The organism is Cupriavidus sp. SIMBA_020 (assembly GCF_046535395.1).
In the GTDB taxonomy this organism is placed as follows: Bacteria; Pseudomonadota; Gammaproteobacteria; order Burkholderiales; family Burkholderiaceae; genus Cupriavidus; species Cupriavidus campinensis.
The window spans coordinates 1-444 of sequence record NZ_JAWRWU010000076.1 but is presented as its reverse complement, the minus strand read 5'-3'; the positions used below and the strand labels follow the sequence as shown (position 1 = coordinate 444).

General features: G+C 59.9%; 1 protein-coding gene. It reads right to left on the bottom strand.

Features of this window, described 5'->3' with window-relative positions:
* Positions 1-444: hypothetical protein (locus tag SB751_RS28225; RefSeq protein WP_410748813.1), on the bottom strand; the 444-nt coding region annotated here is incomplete at both ends.

The window sequence follows — 444 nt, the reverse complement described above, 5'->3', positions numbered from 1 at the left end:
CTGCATGATGATGACGTTGCTGGTCAGCGCCGCCACCTGTTCAGGCGTCAGACTCATGCCGAGCGGCAGGTCGAGCGACTTCGACAGCGACGCGCCCGCTGCAAGCAGCGACTCATACATGCCCTGAAGATCGGTGTACGGGCCGAGTACCGCCTTGCCGGTCAGTGACGTAATCTGGTTGCGAACGAGTTGCTGTTCGTAGAAGCCATCGCCAAGACGCTTGATTGTCGTCTGCGGATTCAGGCCAAGCTGTTGCAGGTAGTAGTCGCTCGAAATGAACGTCTTCTGGTTCGTGAACGCCGGATTGGTTTCGATGAGGTACGTTGCGCCCGGTGCGCTCGCGGGGCTGAACAGACCACCTTGCGGTATCGACAGGTTTTGCAGGACGTTCTGCGCGGTGGCGCTGGCAATGGCCGGATTGACCATGCCCGAGCCGCCATTCAC